Annotated in this window: 15 protein-coding genes; 6 read left to right on the top strand and 9 right to left on the bottom strand. The window is 51.9% G+C overall.

Annotated features, from left to right (window positions below):
* Window positions 1-82 precede the first annotated feature (82 nt).
* Complete coding sequence (locus AC2IBB_RS21590; RefSeq protein ID WP_486328806.1) at window positions 83-1153, bottom strand: 3-deoxy-7-phosphoheptulonate synthase; 1071 nt, start codon at window positions 1151-1153, stop codon at window positions 83-85.
* Between the two features lie 760 nt (window positions 1154-1913).
* Between AC2IBB_RS21590 and AC2IBB_RS21585 the strand changes: the two genes are divergently transcribed.
* The gene (locus AC2IBB_RS21585) at window positions 1914-3719 is read left to right on the top strand and encodes a DUF1631 family protein (protein ID WP_486328805.1); all 1806 of its coding nucleotides are present in this window, start codon (window positions 1914-1916) and stop codon (window positions 3717-3719) included.
* Between the two features lie 3 nt (window positions 3720-3722).
* Complete coding sequence (locus tag AC2IBB_RS21580) at window positions 3723-4142, top strand: PilZ domain-containing protein (RefSeq protein WP_486328804.1); 420 nt, start codon at window positions 3723-3725, stop codon at window positions 4140-4142.
* A 49-nt stretch (window positions 4143-4191) separates the two neighbouring features.
* Here the strand turns inward: AC2IBB_RS21580 and AC2IBB_RS21575 are convergent, their stop codons facing one another.
* From AC2IBB_RS21575 to AC2IBB_RS21550, 6 genes are all read right to left on the bottom strand, one after another.
* Window positions 4192-5262: an alpha/beta fold hydrolase gene (locus AC2IBB_RS21575; protein ID WP_486328803.1), complete on the bottom strand. Its 1071-nt coding sequence runs from the start codon at window positions 5260-5262 to the stop codon at window positions 4192-4194.
* A gap of 302 nt (window positions 5263-5564) precedes the next feature.
* The gene (locus AC2IBB_RS21570) at window positions 5565-6347 is read right to left on the bottom strand and encodes an enoyl-ACP reductase FabI (RefSeq protein ID WP_486328802.1); all 783 of its coding nucleotides are present in this window, start codon (window positions 6345-6347) and stop codon (window positions 5565-5567) included.
* 257 nt (window positions 6348-6604) lie between these two features.
* Complete coding sequence (locus AC2IBB_RS21565; protein WP_486328801.1) at window positions 6605-8194, bottom strand: ABC transporter ATP-binding protein; 1590 nt, start codon at window positions 8192-8194, stop codon at window positions 6605-6607.
* Window positions 8195-8207: 13 nt separating this feature from the next.
* Window positions 8208-9239, bottom strand: a complete 1032-nt coding sequence (locus AC2IBB_RS21560) for an ABC transporter permease (RefSeq protein WP_486328800.1) — start codon at window positions 9237-9239, stop codon at window positions 8208-8210.
* A 35-nt stretch (window positions 9240-9274) separates the two neighbouring features.
* Window positions 9275-10366 (bottom strand): microcin C ABC transporter permease YejB, encoded by a 1092-nt coding sequence (locus AC2IBB_RS21555; protein WP_486328799.1) that lies wholly within the window; start codon window positions 10364-10366, stop codon window positions 9275-9277.
* A 3-nt stretch (window positions 10367-10369) separates the two neighbouring features.
* A complete protein-coding gene (locus AC2IBB_RS21550) occupies window positions 10370-12172 on the bottom strand; it encodes an extracellular solute-binding protein (protein ID WP_486328798.1) in 1803 nt (600 codons plus the stop codon).
* 381 nt (window positions 12173-12553) lie between these two features.
* On the opposite strand from AC2IBB_RS21550, the gene AC2IBB_RS21545 reads away from it, so the two are divergent.
* On the top strand, window positions 12554-13996 hold the full coding sequence (locus tag AC2IBB_RS21545; protein WP_486328797.1) for an HDOD domain-containing protein: 1443 nt from the start codon (window positions 12554-12556) through the stop codon (window positions 13994-13996).
* Between the two features lie 100 nt (window positions 13997-14096).
* Here the strand turns inward: AC2IBB_RS21545 and AC2IBB_RS21540 are convergent, their stop codons facing one another.
* Window positions 14097-15842 carry a LysM peptidoglycan-binding domain-containing protein gene (locus AC2IBB_RS21540; RefSeq protein ID WP_486328796.1) on the bottom strand — a complete coding sequence of 582 codons (1746 nt, stop codon included), beginning with the start codon at window positions 15840-15842 and terminating at the stop codon, window positions 14097-14099.
* A gap of 84 nt (window positions 15843-15926) precedes the next feature.
* Window positions 15927-16700 (bottom strand): hydroxyacylglutathione hydrolase, encoded by a 774-nt coding sequence (gloB, locus tag AC2IBB_RS21535; RefSeq protein WP_486328795.1) that lies wholly within the window; start codon window positions 16698-16700, stop codon window positions 15927-15929.
* 193 nt (window positions 16701-16893) lie between these two features.
* On the opposite strand from gloB, the gene AC2IBB_RS21530 reads away from it, so the two are divergent.
* The 3 genes from AC2IBB_RS21530 to dnaQ are packed head-to-tail and all read left to right on the top strand — an operon-like array spanning window position 16894 to window position 18848.
* Window positions 16894-17682, top strand: a complete 789-nt coding sequence (locus AC2IBB_RS21530) for a class I SAM-dependent methyltransferase (RefSeq protein ID WP_486328794.1) — start codon at window positions 16894-16896, stop codon at window positions 17680-17682.
* Entirely contained in the window at window positions 17669-18115 is a 447-nt protein-coding gene (rnhA, locus tag AC2IBB_RS21525; protein WP_486328793.1) for a ribonuclease HI, read from the top strand. The genes AC2IBB_RS21530 and rnhA overlap by 14 nt, the downstream gene beginning before the upstream one ends.
* A gap of 10 nt (window positions 18116-18125) precedes the next feature.
* Window positions 18126-18848, top strand: a complete 723-nt coding sequence (dnaQ, locus tag AC2IBB_RS21520) for a DNA polymerase III subunit epsilon (RefSeq protein ID WP_486328792.1) — start codon at window positions 18126-18128, stop codon at window positions 18846-18848.
* Window positions 18849-18905: the final 57 nt, after the last annotated feature.

Genomic DNA, 18905 nt, shown 5'->3' with positions numbered 1-18905 from the left:
TATCTCGAAAAAAGCAGGAATATTCTGAAAAAGAGAGAAAGCGTCCGCCTGTACGGCGGACGTTTACTTTCTGACCCGCCGTCTAGATACGCTTTGGTAAAACGTCTTTCAGCTTGTCGTGCATGTCGCGCAGAGCCTTTTCTGTGGTAGCCCAGTCGATACAGGCGTCGGTGATGGAGACGCCATATTGCAGATCCGCCAGGTTGGCGGGGATTGGCTGATTGCCGAAATGGATATTGCTCTCCACCATCACGCCCACGATGGACTTGTTGCCTTCCATGATCTGATGGGTGATGTCCTGCATGACCAACGGCTGCAGCGAGGCGTCCTTGTTGGAGTTGGCGTGACTGCAATCCACCATGATGGCTTCGCGCAGTTTGGCCTTCTGCAGTTCCTTTTCGCACAGTGCGACGCTGACGGAGTCGTAGTTCGGCTTACCGCCGCCGCCGCGCAGCACCACGTGACCGTAGGCGTTGCCTTTGGTGCGGATGATGGCGACCTGACCTTCCCGGTTAATGCCCAGAAAGGAATGCGGATGCGATACGGAACTCATGGCGTTAACCGCCACTGTCAGGCTGCCGTCGGTGCCGTTCTTGAAGCCGATGGGCATGGACAGGCCGCTGCTCATTTCCCGGTGAGTCTGGGATTCCGTGGTTCTGGCGCCGATGGCGGACCAGGAGATGGTGTCCTGCAGATATTGTGGGGAAATCGGGTCCAATGCTTCCGTTGCGGTGGGCAGACCCATTTCCGCCAGCTCCACCAGCAATTGCCGGCCCAGATGCAGGCCTTTCTCAATTTCAAAGGAATCATCAATATTGGGGTCGTTGATCAGTCCTTTCCAGCCGATAGTGGTGCGCGGCTTTTCGAAATACACGCGCATGACCAAATACAGTGTGTCCTTTAATTCGTCCGATAACGTTTTTAGTTTCTGCGCATATTCTTTTGCGGCGGCGACGTCGTGAATTGAGCAGGGCCCAACCACTACGAACAGACGGTGATCCTTGCGATCAAGAATATTGCGAATGGTTTCGCGACCCTCGATAACGGTTTGTCCCGCTTGTTCGGACAGAGGGATGTCGCTCTTAAGCTGGTCAGGAGTAATAAGAATCTCCTGACTGTTTACATTTACGTTTTCAATCTGATTTAAGGACATGCTTGATCCCTACTTGATTTCCCGTGTCAGCACTCCAGGCGTCAGGCGAACGTCGCTTATGGGAGAAGAGTTCGTCAGGTCCCCGATGGCGCTGGTTTGATTTGATTCCGCCTGCGAACCCCGCGGCGCGGCCGGGTCCGGGCAGGACAAGAAGGATAGCAAGCTTGCCCGCGTTAGCCTATAGATGAATAGAGGAAATTCAGCGCACAGTGGGAGTTTGCGGGTGGTTTAACCGCAGAACGGGAACCCGGAGACGGAAATTTCCGTCTCCGGTAGGGTCGGCGTTAGCCGACTATAGGCAACACTGGGGCAGATAGGGAAATTCGTCCAATGGACGCCTGTCCCTGCGCCGGTCAGTGCTGCGACGCTCAAGGTTCTTGATCCTGGGCGCGTTTGATCCAGTATGGTTACGGCGCTCTCGGCGGCGGCGATCTTCGCAAAGGTTATACATCGAGTCCTCCTTGTTATTCACTACTGTTTGGTCTTGTGGGACTCTGGTTTAAAGCATACCAGTATTACGTTTATGGGGTCATATTGATTGGTCATAAGAGTCGTCTTTACAGAATTGGCGGTTATAGCCGATGCGCATGAAATATCTGTCAGACGCGACTCGTCCGCGGTAAATCCGACTATACTTTCAAAGTCGTCCGGACATTTTTAACCTCACACTTTACATTCCTTTCAAATACCGGACCGTCGCGGGCCGGATCTCGCCGATGCGGCTGTCTTGAGAAGATGGGTTGCGCGCTAAAGGTACATAATGGAGCAAGCTGACGTTACGGTAGAAGCCCTTTCCGCGGCTCTGGTCAGGCTGGAGCTTCCAGAGACAAAAGAGATATTTTCCTATCTTGGCGGTGACGCCCCTGGCTCGGTTCAGATAGACAGAGAGCGTCATGAAGTGGCTGCGAAGTTGGCCAGTGTCAGCCGGGAAAAGCAGGAAAACCTGAAAGATGTGGTGCTGGCGCTCAACAAAGAACTTGGCGGGTTGGACAAAACGCTGGTCAACTGCCTTACTTTCATCGACCGCGCGGCGGAACGCTGGGAAAACGCCAGTCCTCTGGACCCGTTCGTAAAAAAGTCGCTGCTGCGACGCAAGTACATATTCGCCGCCTTGCTGCTGGACCAGCCGGAGTTCGTGATCAATGAAGAGCATCCGGTAGCCCGTCTGCTGGCGCTGGTGGAGAAACTGTTTATGGGATGGGAGGAAGGCGCGGGGCAGCCGCCGCCTTTCGTGATGAAATCGCTGTCCGCTCTCACACATCTGCTGGATGACGACAATTGCCTCAGCGCAGATGAGCAAAGACAGGCATACGAAGCGTTGATGACAGAGTGGCGCCGGGAAAGTCAGCGCCGTCATCAATTGGAAAAGCGCCTGATTGAAACTGAGTTGGGGCTCGATAACGCCTGGTATATCCATCAAAAGGCCGCTATGGCGATAAATCAGTCAGCGATGGAGGTGGAGTTGCCTGAGGTGGTGATTCAGTTCATGAAAGGGCCTTGGCTCGATTCCTTGCGGTTAGTTCTGTTGCAGGAAGGTGAAAGCAGCAAGCATTACTCGATCATGCGCAAGTTATGCGATCGCATCGTGTTCACGTTTCGCGGCGATCATACTCCCGCCAGCAAACAGAAGCTTTACACCTTCGCAGGATTGATTGTCGAGGAGTTGGAAAAGCATCTGGTGAGCCTGAGCCACAATCCCAGCGATGCGGAGCAGACCCTGGCCTGGCTGGAGGATATCCTGATGAGCATCGTCAAAGGTCAGGATGTGGAGCGGGTAATGTTCACCCCGGCTCTGACAGAACTGGATGAGGCGAGAGATCAATTACAAATAGACGAGTTGGCGTTGACCGAGATGCGCGGCGGCTGGTTCAACCGATTCGAGAAGGTATGCAAGTTTCTGGTCTATCTGCCTGGGCAGAAAGTGGCGGTTTGGGGCGACTACAATGGTAGAAAGACCTCAATGGAGCCCATAGAAGCATTGATCAAAGACAAGAATGAAGGTCGCTTGCAGGTGTTTGACGGCTCGACACGCATTCAGCAAGTGTTCTACGAGCTGGCCAGGGAGTATATTGTCTGGGACCGTGCGCAACGACTGCGGCGGCAAGGTTTGCTGGCGAAAGAAAAGGCGCTGCGCAAGGCCGCGCAGGAAAAAGCGGAAGCCGAAGCCAAGGCGATCATCGCTGCGCGGGAAGAAGCCGCCAGAAAGCTGGAGCAGGAACGCCTGGAGGCGGAGCAGGAGTTGCTCCGACGGGAGCTGGAAGAACAGGAAAGACAAGCCCTGGAGAGGCGGCAACAAGCGCGTAACGCGATTGATGGCCTCAAAGTGGGCGGCTGGGTGCAGCTGCAGAAGGCGGGAGAGCCGGTGCGCTGTAAGCTGGGCGTACGATTGAACGCCACGGACAAGCTGATATTTGTAGATGATTTCGGGATGAAAATAACAGAGATGAAACGTGACGAGGTGGTTGACCAGATTCTCGACGGCCTTTTTGAGGTGTTGGGAGCTGGCGTTGAAATGGAAGAAAGGTTGTCCCGCGCCTTGGGCAGAATAGGCATTGCGAAGAGGTGACGTATGTCGGTGAAAGAAACCCCCCTGGACGATAACCAGCGCACGGAGCCGCGTCTGCCGCACAATGAGGTGATTTATGTGGAGATCATGACGCCTGGCGCGGTGGAAAGCGATAATCTAAATCCGGCGGTGCGGGCGACCGAGACCGTGGATATTTCCGCCAATGGTTTGCAAGTGCGGATTCCGGAGGCGCTACGAGTCGGCGCCATTTTGCAGATTTGCATCCTGCGTGAGAAAACCGGCGACAAGTTTCATCTTACCGCCGAAGTGAAGTGGCGAAAACGACTGCCTGGCGCCTATGGGTATATGACGGGGCTGGCGCTGTTCGAGTCGGAAGAAACGTCCATCGCTGAATGGAAAATGGCGGTTTCCGCCATGTTTTCTGATGAGGACGCAGATCACGCGGACCACGTCACTCACTGAGACGTCGCAGTGCGCGAATTCTCAGTGAAGGTGGGTGTGATTCGGCGGGCTAAATACCCTCCATAGGCTCGAAGCCGCCGTCGCCCTGCAGAATCGACTCCAGCTCTTTGATTGAGGGGGTGGTGCGGGTGGGCGCCTGCTGCAGGTCGGAGAGGAACACGATGGCGTCCTGTACCGTCTGGTAGGCGACTTCCTCCATAGGCACATGACCCACGCCGGGGTAGCTGATAAAAGTGATGTTTCGGATGTCCCCCCGCCAACGTTCCGCCAGTTTAATCGGAACCCAACGATCTGCTTCTCCCCACATCAGTAACGTGGGCGAGCGTATGTCCGCAAAAGGAAGATTGCGTTGCTCCGCCGCGGCCTCTTTCATAATGCGCATGGTGCGTACATAAATTTTCCTGGCTCCGGGGCGTTGCGACATATGCACATAGCGATATAAATTGCCCTGGCTGATGCGTTTGGGGTCGCCATAAACCTGCTCGACATTGCGCGTCACCAACACTGGCGGTTGCACGTAGTTGGCCAGTGTCCCCACCACCGGCATGGTGGCGAGATCGAATACGCCCGGGGTGTGGTCCTGCGGGTAGCCCACCGGGTCAATCAGAATAAGTTTTTCCACCTGTTCGGGATGCTCCGCCGCATAACGGGCGGAAAGATATCCGCCGAAGGAGTTTCCAGCCAGGCTGAAGCGGGTTAATTCCAGTTGCCTGATGAATTTGCTGAAGTGGGCGTAAACGTAGTCTTCATCGAAGTCGTCTGCGTCGTCAGGACCTCCGGTCAGGCCATACCCGGGAAGGTCTAAAGCAATGACGCGGTAGTTCTTGCGTAATTCCTCGATCCATCCTTCCCAAGTATGTAAAGACGACATGATGCCGTGCAGCAACACAATGGTCGGCCCTTCGCCGACGTCGCGATAGTGAATCTGCAAGTCGTCCACTTCCATGAAGCGGGAATCTCTATCCGCATATTGTTTTTTTAACTCTTTCAGGGGGATGTCGGCGACGCCCATGGCGTTGGCGAGTGTGGGGCTGGCCTTGAGAGATGGCTTGAAGCCAGCGCAGCCACTGAGCCCGACGACGAATAGAAGGCAGAACGACAGTAAGAGCTTCCTGTTCATATGCGGCTGAAATACTCCTGGTGTGGATTTTATTTTTATATGGATTGCGCGAGGGGGCGTCATACCCCGAGATAACAAAAGGTTACATTAACCCTAAAGGAGGACTCATACAGTGACGTGGTGCTGAAAACCAATATGCGCCTACCGGATGAAATGCTGGGAAATCGCTAAGCGAAATGGGGGAGAAAAGCAAAGTAGACGGACAAAAGGAGAGGAGGTTAGGAGCAAGGAAGGGGAAGGGAGAGATAAGATAAGGAGCCGGCATGATCCGGCCCCATTGTGCTGCAGTCAGCAGCGATAACTTATTCGCCGCCTCTGGCGGTAATATTGAAGCCGCCGTCCACGTACATAATTTCACCAGTCACGCCGCTGGCGAGATCGGAGCACAGGAACAGCGCGGCGTTGCCGACTTCTTCAATGGTGACGTTACGACGCATTGGCGTCTGCTTTTCATTTTCCTGCAGCATCTTACGGAAATCCTTGATGCCGGACGCCGCCAGGGTGCGGATCGGGCCTGCGGAAATCGCGTTGACGCGGGTGCCTTCCGGCCCCAGGCTGCACGCCATGTAGCGGGTGTTGGCTTCCAGGCTGGCTTTGGCCAGCCCCATCACATTGTAGTTAGGGATGACGCGCTCTGCGCCCAGATAGGTCAGAGTCAGCAGGCTGCCGTTGCGGCCTTTCATCATTTCGCGGGCGCCTTTCGCCAGCGCGACGAAGCTGTAGGAGCTGATGTCATGAGCAATGCGGAAGCCTTCGCGAGTGGTGGCGTCCACGTAGTTGCCTTCAAGCTCGTGGCCTGGCGCGTATCCTACTGAGTGCACCAGAATATCGACGCCGTCCCAGTGTTGGCCCAGGTCTTTGAACAGCTGCTCGATTTCCGCGTCGCTGCTTACGTCGCAGGGAAATGTCAGCTTGGAGTCATATTCCGCGGCGAAACCTTCCACCCGGCCCTTGAGCTTTTCGTTCTGGTAGGTCAGGGCGATTTCCGCGCCTTCCCGATGGAATGCGTCAGCGATACCTTTGGCGATGGATAATTTACTTGCAACACCGACGATCAGTGCTTTTTTTCCGCTTAGTAATCCCATTTTTCTATCCTGTAGTTATCTTCAGAGAGACCTTCAAGCTGTTTATGAATAAACGGCCGATGATTGTATTTACTTAAGCTAACATCCAAAACTTATTGTCGGCTGAAACTATAAATATTTTCTTACTAATCACGGCGACGCTTCTATGAGTCTTTAGTATGACAGAAAAGAGCGCGCCGTGGCCCGTCCCGCAACGCTCCACGAGGGTTTAACGGGAGGCTTGAAAGCGGACTGGTATGAGATGTGACCGCTTTGTATTAATAAAAAGCAGTTTCCAGCAATTTGCGTGTATACGGTTGCGTAGGATTGGCGTAAATGGCGTCGCAGTCGCCGGCCTCAACCAGTTCTCCGCCCTGCATGACCACAATGCGGTGGCACAGCGCTTTCACCACACGCAAGTCATGGCTGATGAATAAGTAACTGAGATGATGCTCTTTCTGCAGTCGCTGCAACAGCTCGATGACCTGCTGCTGGATGGTGCGATCCAGAGAAGAGGTGGGTTCGTCGAGAATCAGCAGTTTGGGTTTCAGCACCAGCGCACGGGCGATGGCGATGCGTTGCCGCTGTCCGCCGGAAAACTCGTTGGGATAGCGATAGCGCCATTCTGGATCAAGCTCCACTTCACGCATCGCCTCTATTACGCTTTGCTCGCGGCTGGCGGCGTCGCCGATATTATGAATCTCCAGTCCCTCGCTGATGATTTCTTCGATAGTCAACCGTGGGCTGAGCGAACCGAAAGGGTCCTGGAAAATAACCTGAATCTCCCGGCGAAGCGGTTTCAGGGACTTGCTGTCCAGCAGGTCTATGCGCTGGCCGTTGTAATTGATGACGCCTTCGCTGTTTTCCAGACGCAATATACTGCGTCCCAGTGTGGACTTACCCGAGCCGCTTTCGCCTACTAGTCCGACGGACTCGCCGGGTAGTATATTGAGGCTGATATTGTTCACGGCTTTGATGTGGTCCACTGTACGCTGGAAAACGCCTTTCTTTATCGGGAACCAGCATTTCAGTTCTTTTACTTCCAAGATCGGCGTCTTATCTGTTGCTATTTGTGGCGGCGTCCCGTGAGGCTCCGCCTCAATCAGCTTCTTCGTATAGGGGTGAGAAGGATTGGAGAATAGCGCCTGAGTTTCTCCCTGTTCGACAACATTGCCTTTTTCCATGACAACAACATAGTCAGAAAGCTTCCTCACAATGTGCAGGTCGTGAGTAATAAACAGGACAGACATATTCATCTCTGTCTGCAGCTCACGGATCAAATCCAGAATTTGCGCCTGTATGGTAACGTCCAGCGCCGTAGTTGGTTCATCGGCGATCAATAATTTGGGCTTGTTGACCAGCGCCATGGCGATCATTACGCGCTGTCTTTCCCCGCCAGAAAGCTGATGCGGATACGCATTGAGTTTTTGTTCCGGATTGCGGATGCCGACTTTATTGAGCCAATCCAGCGCCAGCTCCATGCACTGCTTTTTGGTCAATCCCTGGTGTCTTTCAATGGTTTCCGAAATCTGCCGATGAATCTTATGCAGTGGGTTGAGAGAGGTCAGCGGCTCTTGAAAGATCACGCTTATCTCATGGCCGCGCACTTGTCGCATCCGGGACTCCGGCGCACTGATCAGGTCTTCTCCTTGCCAGAGAATCTTGCCGCTTTTGAATTTGAGAGGAGGGGAGTTCAGGAGCTTGAGTATCGACAATGAGCTAACGGACTTGCCGGAACCGCTTTCGCCCACTAGCGCCACAGTCTGTCCCGCTTTGATATCAAAGCTGACGCCATGGACCACCTGATTTTCTTTGCCTCCCTGGGCAAAGCTAAGAGTCAGGCCTTGCATGCTTAAAATTGTATCCATGAGACTCTCTCAGTTAGTAGCTGGTGCGTGGGTCGAAGGCGTCTCTGACTGCCTCTCCGATGAAAACAAGCAATCCCATGAGTAATGCTAAAATGACAAATGCGGTTATACCGAGCCATGGTGCTTGTAAATTCGCTTTTCCTTGGGCTAGCAATTCACCTAGGGAGGGGGAGCCTGGAGGAAGCCCGAAACCCAAAAAGTCAAGAGAAGTCAGGGTAACGACGGACCCTGAAAGCGTAAAAGGCATGAAGGTCATGGTGGCGACCATGGCGTTTGGCAGGATGTGTTTGAGCATTAGTCTGCCGTCACTCATACCCATGGCTCTTGCAGCCATTACATACTCAAAATTACGGCCTCTAAGAAATTCGGCGCGAACCGCCCCAACATAGCCCATCCAAGAAAAAAGTAATGTGAAACCCAATAAAATCCAGAAAGTGGGTTGGACAATGCTTGCTAGGATAATGAGCATAAATAGTATCGGCATGCTCGACCATATTTCGATAAAACGCTGAAATATAAGGTCTGTAGCTCCCCCATAGTAGCCTTGTACTGCGCCGGCTGTGACTCCGATTAAGGCGGATATGATGGTCAGGCTGAATCCAAATAAAACTGAAATTCTGAAGCCATATATTACTCTGGCTAGGACATCTCGGCTTTGATCGTCAGTACCCAGTAGATGATCTGTGCTTGGCGGACTGGGTGCTGGTATGGGTAGATCGTATACGATTGTCTGGTAACTATATGGAATTGGAGGCCAAAGCATCCATCCGTTATTGTTTATCAAGTTCTTTATGTAAGGGTCTTTATAGTCGGCGGATATTTCGAACTCCCCTCCAAATTGCGTTTCTGGATAAGCATTAAAAATAGGGAGATAGTACTCATCATTGTACTTAATCAGAAGGGGTTTCTCATTTGCAATAAAGTCTGCAAATAGGCAAATGATAAACAAAAAGCTAAATATAAATAGAGAAATATAACCAGATCGATGAGATTTGAACTTCATCCAGCGCTGAGAGTTTTTTTGGCTTAACTTTATGAGAGCCATATTGTAATTATCCAAAAAGGTTAATCTGTCGTTGTCTATCCGCGTTTCTCGAAATCTATTCGTGGATCTACCCATGTATAGGTTAGGTCAGTGATTAGTGACATAATTAGACCTATTAGTGTGAAAATGTATAGCGTACTGAATACCACCGGATAGTCTCTTTGGGTAATGGACTCAAAGCCCAATAAGCCAATTCCTTCAAGAGAGAAAATGATTTCTATAAGAAGAGAGCTGGTAAAAAAAATGGAGATAAAAGCTGATGGAAATCCTGAGATAATAATGAGCATGGCATTTCTGAATACATGCTTATAAAGTACTTCGTTGTTGGTCAGACCTTTAGCTTTAGCGGTCATGACATACTGCTTATTGATCTCGTCAAGGAATGAGTTCTTAGTCAAAAGCGTCAATGTGGCGAATCCGCCAATAACACTCGCTGTTACGGGTAGGGCCATGTGCCAGATATAATCGAGCACTATCTTATACCAAGGAAGAGTTTCCCAGTTGTCTGAAATAATTCCCCTTAGAGGGAACCAGCTAAAGTAAGTTCCACCAGCAAACAAAATTACTAGTAATATCGCGAATAAAAAACCAGGAATTGCGTAAGCCAACGAAATTATGGAGCTGGTCCACCGATCATATGGTGTGCCATTTCTGAGTGCCTTGGATATCCCAAGAGGAATAGATATAAGGTAAACCAAGAGAGTCGTCCATAAACCTAGTGAGATGGAAACTGGCATTCGTTCCCAAATCAGATCTGTCACGCTTCCACTCTTGAATATGCTGTCTCCGAAGTTAAAAGTGACGTAGTTGAGCAACATATCCCAGTAGCGCTCATATATAGGTTTATCAAAGCCAAACCGTTTCTCTAACTCCGCAACTACTTCAGGATCAAGTCCCCTTGCTCCTCGATAGGTAGAGTCATTAACTTTTCTGGACGCACTTTCTACGTCACCCTGATTTGCATTGGTTATGCGGTCAAGAGATTGGCTCTCCATGCCCTGCATCTTGGCCATCAATTGTTCGACAGGACCACCAGGAGCTGTTTGTATGATAAAAAAGTTGATAGTGATGATGATCCAGAGGGTCGGGATCATGAGCAGTAGTCTTTTTAAAATGTAAGCTGCCATATTTTATTGCTCTATTTTTGCGGCTTTAGCTTTGTCAAACCACCAAGTGTTTAAGCCTAGATCATATTTGGGTCTGACTGCGGGCCTGCTAAATTTGTCCCAGTAGGAAACTCTATATGCGCTTAAATGCCACTGAGGAATGATGAAAAAGTTCCAAAGCAAAACTCTGTCCAGAGCTCTGCCATAGGCTAACAACTTTTCTGGGTTTTCCTGATTGGCTTCAATTCCTTCTATAAGTGCATCGACTGCCGGGTCTCTGACGTTAGCGGTATTGTATGTGGAGTCGACATATTTGGAGTGCCACGCAATTTTCATACTGGTAGAAGGGTAGTGGTGAGCGCTGTATGAATGGACTAGCATATCGAAGTCTAACTTTCTGAGACGGGCCAGAAATTGGCTGGCGTCGATCTGCCTAATGTTCATGAGAATGCCAATCTTTTCTAAATTCCTTTTTAGAGGCGCTACTATGCGCTCAGTAGTAGGGCTGTAGCTTAGCATCTCAAATTCAAACTGTTTTCCAGTTGAGATGTGTATCATCTTTCCGTTTCGTGGCTCCCAGCCTGCTTCTTTCAATAACCTGAGCGCGACTCTAATGTTGTCGCGAATTTGCCCGTTGCCATCGGTAACAGGGAGCTTGAAAGGAGTTGTAAATAGCCGTTCTGGAAGGTGCTCCCTTAAAGGCTCAAGCAGTTCCAGCTCCTGCTCGCTGGGCAAACCTGACGCTGCATATTCTGTATTAGTGAAATAACTGGTTGTGCGCTTATATTGGTTATAAAAAAGCGCTTTGTTCATCCACTCAAAATCAAGGAGGTAGGCTAATGCTTCCCTTACTTTTCTATCCTTAAACTGAGGCCTTTGAGTATTGAATATATATCCAGCCGTGCCTTGGGGCTCACTATGGCTTAGTTCTTCCTTGATGACTTGATGCTTTTCTAAGGCTGGAAATTTATACGCGGTAGCCCAGTTTTTAGCGTCACCTTCTTGCCAAAAGTCGAACTCACCCGACTTAAATGCCTCGAAAGCAACGACGGAATCTCGATAGTAATCGTACCTAACATAGTCAAAATTGTTGAGTCCTTTGTTTACGGGCAGATCTTTTGCCCAATAATCATCTAATGACTTTAGGACAATATACTGTCCAAACTTATATTCACTAACGGTAACCCCGCTACTTCCAAGAGGAACCTCTTTGGATGGCTCAGAAAAATTCCTTGAACTCCAATAGTGTTCTGGCAGGATTGGTATGCCAAACAATGCAAACATTTGCTCTCTGTTCGCATTGGTCATTCGGATTTTCACGCGCTGTGAATCAAGCACTTCAATACTTTCTATAAACGAATAGAATTTTTTAAATTGAGGTACGCCTTCAGCAAAGAATTTGTCAAAGGTAAACTTTACATCATTTGCCGTTATAGGGTGGTGGTCTTGGAATGTCGCTTTGGGATGTATATGAAAAATAATCCAAGAGTAATCTGACGCGTACTCTAGCTTTTCGGCTATTAGTGGATAATAAACTTCAACCTCATCAGAAGGTGTTGCAAGCAGCGGATCGTAGATTTCGTCAGTGCCACGGGCAGGGTTGCCTCTTAGAGCGTAGCGGTTGAAATTGTCAAACGTCCCAACAGCATATCGTCTGAGGATGCCGCCCTTGGGCGCGTCGGGGTTAACGTAATCGAAGTGAGTAAAATCGTCCGGGTACTTGGGTTCGCCTCTGAGCGCGATGCCTTTTGCTGTGATGACCTCCGGCTCTCCATAACATACCAAGCTAACGGCGCATAAGAGCAGCAGAACGAAGGGTCGAATCATTTCATAGCCTTGTTAAAGGTTAATTTATTGAAAACAAGCAGTTATTGATATTAGCAGTTTAATGCGGGCGTACAAGACGATTGACGGACCGCCGCCGTAAACTGTGATCCACGCGTCCTTGCCGGCAAAATCCCTGCGCCCGGTGGGAGGGCGATCCTGTTTGCATGTTGCTTTGTCCGGCGCAAGGCTTCAAGCGCTTTATATTACGATCCGTTTAGGCTGAGCCGCTCTCTTATCACTGTCGCACAGCATGTTGAACGTGGTGTAAGGCCGCATGAACGGCTGACTTTCCGTAAAGCGACTACACTTATTCAACACATGACTTTTACGCGTCCTGCGGCGACTTCTACTATTTAATTAAGAGAACCCAATAGAGCGATCATGGTTTTGGCAAAGACAAAGGCGCCTTTTGGCCTGGACGAATGGCTTGAAGAGTTGGCGCACATGGACGCTGTGGTGATGGGGGCGATCATCAGGCAACTGAACCAGTTGACGGCCTCGGAGGAGTCCTCCGTGGCGCAACTTTCGGATGTGGTGCTGAAGACCCCTGCGCTGACTTCAAAAATCATCAAACTGGCGAACAGTGCCGTGTATAACCCCGGCAGGGCGGCCATTCCCACGGTCAGCCGGGCGATCATGCATATCGGCTTCAATGCGGTAAGGGCCATCTGCGTGTCCTCTATTTTGATGGAGGCGTTGTTGAAGCAGCATCCTCGCGACAGCCTGGTGATGCAGATGGCGCGTTCCTGTCACGCCGCCGTACAGGCTCGCAATCTGTGTGATAAAGCGCGGGCGGATGTGAAAGAGGAAGTATTCGTGGCGACCCTGTTGCTGCACTTGGGAGAAATGCTGATCTGGGGGTATCCCCATCCCGCCGTGGACAAGGCCTATCGCATGTACCAGCAGGGCGTTTCCACCTCGGAGCTGGAAGCGCTGCTGGGGGTAACCTTCGACCGGCTGACCCGGGAAATGGCCGATGAATGGGGGTTGGGCGACACGCTCAGCGAAGCCTTGTCGCCCTCGGACGAACCCAGTAAAAAGGCGCAGGCGGTGCGTCTGGGAGAGGACATTTCCATTGCCGTTGAGAAGGGCTGGGACTCTCCGGAGATGCAGGCGGTATTAAAGCGTGTGTCTGTGTTCAGCAACACGCCAGTCGGTGCAATCAAGGCAAGGCTGCAAGCCAGTATGGAGGAAGCGGCTGAGTTATCCAGAGAATACTCTGACCCGCAGATCTCCAGAATTCTGGAGCAAACCAGTCGGGAAGCGAAGTCGGCTGAACTGGTAGGGGACGAGCCCGTGTTACAGCCGGACCCGCAGTTTCAACTGGAGACGTTGCAGCGCATCATGCAGATGATGGTGGGCAAAATCGATACTGGCGTTTTATTTCAGACCGTGCTCGAAGGGCTGCATCGAGGGGTTGGTCTGGAGAGGGTGGTGTTGGCGATTTTCAATCAGCCCCGCACACAGATCGGCGCCAAATTTCTGTTGGGGAAAAAGATGATTAACTGGCGTGAGCGCTTCCGGTTTGCTTACGATAAGTCGCCAGATAACTTTTTTCATGCCGTGATGAGCTCGCATCAGTCCGCCTGGATAGGCAGCGGCAGTTACGCTTCGCTGAGTAAACTGCGTACCCGTAATTTCATTGAGATTGTTGGTTTGGGGGATTTTTTCATTGGGCCGATTATCGCAAACGGTAGAGAAGTGGGCTTTCTTTATGCGGATCTGAGGGTCAGCGGGCGGCCAATGAGCGAAACTTATTACACTGGCTTCAAGCATTTTGTGCAGCAAACCTGTCTGTGTCTGTCTCTGCTGGCGAAGAAATAAGTTTTTAGCGGACGATATTGATTCGAAAACTTCTCTTGTGTCTCTCATAAAAAAAGCCAGCGTTGTCGCTGGCTTTTCGGTCGTTTGCTTGCGGCGGGCGTCAGTTGATTTGCGTGACGTCCACGTAGATGCTTAGACGCTGGCCTGGGCGTAGAACGCTTCCTTTGTTGATAGAGTTCCAGCGCAACAGATCATTGACGCTTACGTTAAAGCGACTGGCGATGCGGTACAAAGAGTCGCCGCTACGGATTTTGTAGCCGATCTTGCGAATGACCTGACGGTTTTTAATGGACGGGGATGAGGCTTTGGCGGTTTGCTGTACGCCGGACTTGGTCCAGATGACCAGCGTCTTGCCAGGGGAAAGCACATCGCCAGGCGCCATGCCGTTCCAGCGAGCCAGCTTGCGCACGTTGACTTTGTAGTCCTGCGCGATATCCCACAGTGTGTCGCCGGCCTTCACCACATGCTCCACCTTCGCTGTGCCACTGCCGCCAACCTGCTTCGCTTGTTTCGCTTCCAGACGGTTGTCTGCGCTCAGACTATAGAAGTCTTCGCCTTCATAAGAGCTGGGAATCAAGAGCTGTTGGCCGACCCTGATCAGTGCGCCTTTCAGTCGGTTGACTTCCTGCACTACTTCGGGGGTGGTTTTATGGTGTTTGGCGATGGTGATCAACGTATCGCCTTGTCTGACTTTGTAGCGAGTCCAGTTCACCAACTGCTTTTTGGGCGTGTTAGCGTAAGCATCCTCGAAGACTTTCAATTGAGGCAGGGGCAGAACTATACGATGCGGGCCCAGCGGCGCCGTCGCCCACTGATTGTATCCGGGGTTGAGGACGTAAAGGTCGTCCACGTCGATCTGCGCCAGTTTGGCGGCTTGAGCGAGGTCGATTTGTGACTCTAACTCCACAACGCCGAAGTAGGGCTCGTCAGCAATATCTATGAGAGTGACTCCGTTAGAGTCAGGGTCCGCCACCACTTTGGCGATGGCCAGCAGACGGGGTACGTACATGCTGGTCTCACGGGGCAGGCTTAACGACCAGTAATCCGTCGGCAGGCCTTTCGCTTTGTTCTTCTTGATCGCACGCATGACGGTGCCGGCCCCTGAGTTATAGGCCGCCAGCGCCAACAGCCAGTCGCCATCAAACATATCAGAGAGCTTCTGCAGGTAGGTCAGCGCGGCGTCTGTTGAGGCGACAATATCGCGACGACCGTCGTACCACCAGTTTTGTTGCAGGCCGAAATGCTTGCCGGTGCTGGGAATGAACTGCCAGATGCCGGAGGCGCGGCCATGGGAATAGGCGAAGGGGTCGAAAGCGCTTTCCACTACAGGCAATAACGCCAGTTCGAGGGGCATATTGCGTTTTTCCGCTTCTTCCACAATGTGGTGTAAATACAGGGAACTGCGACCGAAAGTGCGGTCAAGATAGGACTGATGACTGGCGTACCATTTCTGTTCAGAGTCGATACGGGGGTTGGTTTGATTGACCAGGTCCATTGCGAAACCAGCTCGTATCCGGTTCCAAAGGTTGACGGGCGTTTCATCCACGCCGACCTCCATGTCCCCGTCTTCGCCGCTGGCGCCTTGTGCGGCCCAGGTTAACTGTTCCTCTGGAGAGAGGTCATTCAAATCAAGGTATTCGTAATCGGATTGCAGAGACGGATTCCACGGGTCCTGTTTGCCCCCTGCCGGGCCTTCTCCGTTCTTGCGGGTCGAGGCGTTCGCTTGTTTAGCGGCGCTTTCGTCAGCCAGGGGCTCTCCGCCTTCCTTTGATAGTCCTTTTAATTGCGCACAGGAGGCGCAGACTAGTAATGACAACGTGATCGCGAGGCGCGAGATCCAAACCATAACTTCACAACTTTTCTTTTGAGCCTGAAAAATGCCAGGGTCGGATTTTAGGTACTCATTTTATAGACAGCAAGTTAAAAAATTTTAGAACCGATCTTTCCAGGCGCGAATCGCCGCAAAAGTGTCGGTCGCAGAGGCGCAGGGAGAACCGGATACTTCCTGCGCCATCCGCCGTACTGCAGGGTGCTCAGCCATTAGAAATGGGTTATAGGCGACCTCTTCGCCAAGCACAGCCGGCAGAGTCGGAGCGCCTTGGGCCCGCAGAGACTCACATTGCAGTATTCTTTTGTTTACCTCGTCCGAGTCTGGCATTACGGCCTGGGCGAAACGGAGGTTCGATAACGTATATTCATGCGCGCAATATATATAGGTATTCGCTGGCAGGCGTTTGAGCTTGTCCAGGGACTGGCGCATCATCGCCGGATCGCCTTCAAACAGGCGTCCGCAACCGGCGGAAAATAACGTGTCGCCACAAAACAGGCGCGGAGCGCCGGCGATTTCGCCGAAGTAGGCGATGTGGTCCAGGGTATGTCCGGGCGTTTCAAGTACTTCCAGGGAGAAGTCGCCCAGCTCTACATGGTCGCCTTCTTGCAACGGAACGGTAATCGCCTTGATAGAGGCGCGCATGAAACCATAAACCGGAACAGGGTGATTCGCGAGTAATTCACTCACGCCGCCGATATGATCGTGATGGTGGTGTGTGATCAGAATGCCTTTCAGCGTGAGATGGTTCTCCGCCAAGTGCCGCAGCACCGGACGCGCGTCGCCGGGGTCCACCACCCAGGCGTCGCCCTGATCGTTCTGGATCGACCAGATGTAGTTGTCGTTGAAGGCGGGTATGGGAAATATCCTGATCATTCTGAATCACTGACTGCTGCGTATTGATGAAATATTAGAAAACTTGTCGTCGGGCGCTTATCATACTTCGAACTGCCCTTATCATTAACCCGATGGCTTGTGACCATGTTAATAGCATAGCTGCTCGCTGTCTGTTGTTAAGTGGTTTTCAAACGAAAGTAAGTTTTCTCAGAGAACTGACCAAGGGGGAAGCGTGCGAGGACTGAAAGTTAAAAGCGATATGGAAGCGGAGCGTCTGCAGAAGGAGCTTGAAAGCTGGTTTCAGTCGCCTTTGGGGCAAACCATGCTCGCTAATCAGCGTCAGACAGTAGAGCAAAGCATTGGGCGCTTTTTCGGATATCACCAGCTGGAGTTGCTGGTCAGCCATGAACTGCCGGTTGGGCAATCCAGTCTGCTCGGTCACCGCATTATTTCCGTTCCCCGCTGGGAAAAAGGGCTTCCCGAAGGCTCACTGGTTTGCCATTCCCATGAATTGCCGCTGGAAAGCGACAGTATCGATCTGGTGATTCTGCATCACACCCTGGATGTGGCGGCGCGACCGCACCAGTCGCTGCGCGAGGCGGCTCGGGCGCTGCGTTCGGGCGGCCACATGGTGATAATCGGGTTCAACCCGCTCAGTGCCTGGGGGCTGCGCAAAGCGATCTTCCGGAGTCCGAAAGCCCCCTGGTCCGGACGGTTTCTCACTTCCTCTCGTTTGGAAGATTGGCTGAGCCTGCTGGATTTTCGCCTCAAGGATGTGCGCTATCGCTTTTATGCTCCACCTATCTCTAACCTGCAATGGTTGAGTCGCCTTGCGTTTCTTGATAAGTTCGGCGCACGTTTCCGGCTGCCCCTGGGAGCTTACTACACCATCGTTGCTCAAAAACGAGTGGGGTGCGTGATCCCGCTCCGACCTCAATGGCGTAGCTCGCGAGTGGCGGGGGCGGCGGTGGTCCACCAATTTACGCCCTACAGGCCGTACAAAAAGAATGAAGACAGTTGAAATTTACACCGACGGCGCCTGCAAGAAGAATCCTGGGCCCGGCGGTTGGGGAGCGATCCTGATATACGGAAAGACGACAAAGGAGATATACGGGGGGGAGCTCGACACCACTAATAATCGCATGGAGCTGATGGCTGCGATCAAAGCGCTGCGTGCGCTCAAGCAGGGCTGCAAAGTCGAACTCTATACAGACTCTCAGTATGTGCGTAAAGGCATCACTGAATGGATGAAAAACTGGATCAAAAAGGGTTGGCGCACCAGCGGCGGCGACCCTGTCAAGAACGTTGACTTGTGGCAGGAGCTGGACAAAGAGCGCAACAAGCATGACATCAGTTGGCGTTGGGTAAAAGGCCACAGCGGCCATCCATTAAACGAGCGCGCAGACGAACTGGCGAACCTCGGCGTTAAAGAAGTCTTGGGCGAGGCAGGTTGAGAATCTTCATATGCGTCAAATAGTACTGGATACAGAAACCACCGGTCTTGAAACGTCACAAGGCCATCGGATTATTGAGATCGGTTGCGTCGAGGTGATTGATCGTTCACTCACTGGTAACCACTATCACGTCTATATTAATCCTGAGCGGGAAGTGGACGCCGGGGCGTTTGAAGTTCACGGCATTTCCAACGAGTTTCTTGCGGATAAGCCCAAGTTCAGACAGGTCGCCCAAGAATTCCTGGACTTTATTAACGGCGCTGAGCTGGTGATCCATAACGCGGCCTTTGACGTGGGCTTTATCGACTACGAATTTTCTATGCTGGGCGCTCCTTTCGGCAAAGTCAGCGACTACTGCTCCGTGGTCGATACATTGATGATGGCGCGGAAGAAGCATCCGGGTCAGAAGAACAACCTGGACGCGCTCTGTAAACGCTACGGAATTGATAACAGCCACCGGGATCTCCACGGAGCGTTGCTCGACTCGGAAATTCTGGCGGATGTCTATCTCGCCATGACCGGCGGACAGACCAGCCTTTCCTTGCACTCAGAAGACGGCGGGGCGGAAGCAGAGGCCTCCGAGGTGCGTCGAATCAACGCGCAGAGGCCGGCATTGAGGGTGATTCGCGCTTCCGACGCCGAATTGGCCGAACACGCTCGTCAGCTGGACGCCGTAGAGAAAGCCGCAGGCTTTAGTCTTTGGCGTAAAAAACAGGAAGATGGGCTGAACTGAGTGCGACTATTGCCAAGTACCTGATTGGCGCCGTAAAAGCAAAAAGCCGCTCTGCAG

It is taken from the genome of Hahella sp. NS-SX17 (assembly GCF_057367735.1).
This window is presented reverse-complemented; position numbering and strand designations above follow the sequence as displayed.

Bases quoted from the DNA above. Each gene is read 5' to 3' on its own strand.
- AC2IBB_RS21590 (WP_486328806.1), bottom strand. From the start codon at position 1,153: ATGTCCTTAAATCAGATTGAAAACGTAAATGTAAACAGTCAGGAGATT.
- AC2IBB_RS21585 (WP_486328805.1), top strand. From the start codon at position 1,914: ATGGAGCAAGCTGACGTTACGGTAGAAGCCCTTTCCGCGGCTCTGGTC.
- AC2IBB_RS21580 (WP_486328804.1), top strand. From the start codon at position 3,723: ATGTCGGTGAAAGAAACCCCCCTGGACGATAACCAGCGCACGGAGCCG.
- AC2IBB_RS21575 (WP_486328803.1), bottom strand. From the start codon at position 5,262: ATGAACAGGAAGCTCTTACTGTCGTTCTGCCTTCTATTCGTCGTCGGG.
- AC2IBB_RS21570 (WP_486328802.1), bottom strand. From the start codon at position 6,347: ATGGGATTACTAAGCGGAAAAAAAGCACTGATCGTCGGTGTTGCAAGT.
- AC2IBB_RS21565 (WP_486328801.1), bottom strand. From the start codon at position 8,194: ATGGATACAATTTTAAGCATGCAAGGCCTGACTCTTAGCTTTGCCCAG.
- AC2IBB_RS21560 (WP_486328800.1), bottom strand. From the start codon at position 9,239: ATGGCTCTCATAAAGTTAAGCCAAAAAAACTCTCAGCGCTGGATGAAG.
- AC2IBB_RS21555 (WP_486328799.1), bottom strand. From the start codon at position 10,366: ATGGCAGCTTACATTTTAAAAAGACTACTGCTCATGATCCCGACCCTC.
- AC2IBB_RS21550 (WP_486328798.1), bottom strand. From the start codon at position 12,172: ATGATTCGACCCTTCGTTCTGCTGCTCTTATGCGCCGTTAGCTTGGTA.
- AC2IBB_RS21545 (WP_486328797.1), top strand. From the start codon at position 12,554: ATGGTTTTGGCAAAGACAAAGGCGCCTTTTGGCCTGGACGAATGGCTT.
- AC2IBB_RS21540 (WP_486328796.1), bottom strand. From the start codon at position 15,842: ATGGTTTGGATCTCGCGCCTCGCGATCACGTTGTCATTACTAGTCTGC.
- gloB (WP_486328795.1), bottom strand. From the start codon at position 16,700: ATGATCAGGATATTTCCCATACCCGCCTTCAACGACAACTACATCTGG.
- rnhA (WP_486328793.1), top strand. From the start codon at position 17,669: ATGAAGACAGTTGAAATTTACACCGACGGCGCCTGCAAGAAGAATCCT.
- dnaQ (WP_486328792.1), top strand. From the start codon at position 18,126: ATGCGTCAAATAGTACTGGATACAGAAACCACCGGTCTTGAAACGTCA.